Source organism: Mesorhizobium sp. M4A.F.Ca.ET.020.02.1.1, from assembly GCF_004022645.1.
GTDB lineage: Bacteria > Pseudomonadota > Alphaproteobacteria > Rhizobiales > Rhizobiaceae > Mesorhizobium.
This window is the reverse complement of sequence record NZ_RZOI01001063.1, coordinates 1-1,487: the sequence shown is the minus strand read 5'-3', so window position 1 is coordinate 1,487 and position 1,487 is coordinate 1. Positions and strand designations below refer to the sequence as shown.

General features: G+C 60.2%; 2 protein-coding genes. Both read right to left on the bottom strand.

Features of this window, described 5'->3' with window-relative positions; translation table 11 throughout:
* On the bottom strand, positions 1 to 516 hold a 516-nt coding region (locus tag EN742_RS34820), incomplete at its 3' end, for a LysR family transcriptional regulator (RefSeq protein WP_148670521.1).
* Between the two features lie 32 nt (positions 517 to 548).
* Positions 549 to 1,487, bottom strand: a 939-nt coding sequence (locus EN742_RS34815) for an ABC transporter permease subunit (protein ID WP_128333867.1), incomplete at its 5' end; no start/stop codon positions are given.

Genomic DNA, 1,487 nt, shown 5'->3' with positions numbered 1-1,487 from the left:
GTGCACGACCAGATCGCCGGTTGGCAGCGCGCCGGAAAAGATTCCGATGTCGGCGCTGTTATCCATCACAGCCTGAATGTTCACGGGGCTGAGGTTTGATTGCAACTCCACGCGTACCTGCGGATACCGTTCGGCGAAACTGGCAAGCTGCTCGGGTATGAAGCCGAAGAGCGTTGATTCATTGGCCCAGATGCGGACCTGACCGCGAGTGCCGCCCGAGAAATCGATGAGTTCAGCTTCAAGCTCGGCCAGGTTGCGCATGATCAGACGCGCATGCTGGAACAATGCTTGCCCCGCGGATGTCGGTTCGACGCCCTGCCGGTGGCGATGCAGCAGCTCTGTGCGAAGCGCCTGCTCCAGGTCGCCGATCCGCTTGCTGACGGCTGATGCAGCGATGTTTTCGCGTTCCGCGGCGCGCGCAATACTGCGCGCTTCAATTATGGCAACGAAGAGCCGTAACGTCAGAAGATCGATGCGCGAGCTGATATTGATCCGGATTGGCTTCGGCGCTCCCATGCCTTGTGTCGCTGGCCCATAGCTTCGCACTTTCAAGTCGCCGATAGAAGATGCGCGGCATCATCGGACACGTCGCGCGCGCGACGCTGCCGCCATGCCTGCGTGCGGTTGACGACGACTGACGAGAGGAGCACCTGAAGCAATTTGGCGCAGGCCGCCGACAGCAGGATCAAGACCGCCATGGCCGCCGCGGCAGCTGTATCGCCTGTATCGTCCATTTCGACGACAGCTACTGAGGCGAGTTTCGTCGCGGGCTGGTAGAGGAATACGACAGCGCCGATCGTCGTCATGGCGTTGAGGAAGAAATAGGTGGCTATGTCGATGACCGTGGGCAGGCAGATCGGCAGCGTTACGCGGGCAAAAGTCCGCCAGAAAGGTACCCCAAGCGCTGCCGCTGCCTCGTCGATCTCGTCGTCGATTTGCTTCAGCGCGGTTACCGCCATCAAATGCGGCACGGTGTAGTAGTGCGCGACCGTGGCCGTCACCAAAATCGACAGTCCGCCATACAGCCCGTTAAGCGGGTTCGACGCGTCGTTGAAGAAGAAGATGTAGCCCAGCCCAAGCACCAGCCCCGGCACCGCAATGGGGAGCATCGCGAGCGCCCGATAAAGTGTCCGTGGCAATATCTGTCCCGGTCCTTTTTCGGCCAGATAGGCGCCGCCAAAGGCGCAGGTTGTTCCGGCCAATGCCGTCCAACCCGCCATCTTCAAGCTGTTGACGTATGAGGACCAGCCAGCCGCGTCGTAGGATGCAAAATCATAGTTGTTGAGCGAGAGGCTCAGATCATAAGGCCAGAACGCTATGAGGGAGGCCAGTATCGCAGTTCCGACCACCAATAGGATGAGGAGGGCGACGATGCTAACAGCCATCAGCATCAAAGCGTCGAATGCCGGATGTGGCTGGGGAACGAGCACCACGGCACGCGCGCTCAACATCGACTTCTGCCGGCGCCGGACATGGAAGTCGACGAC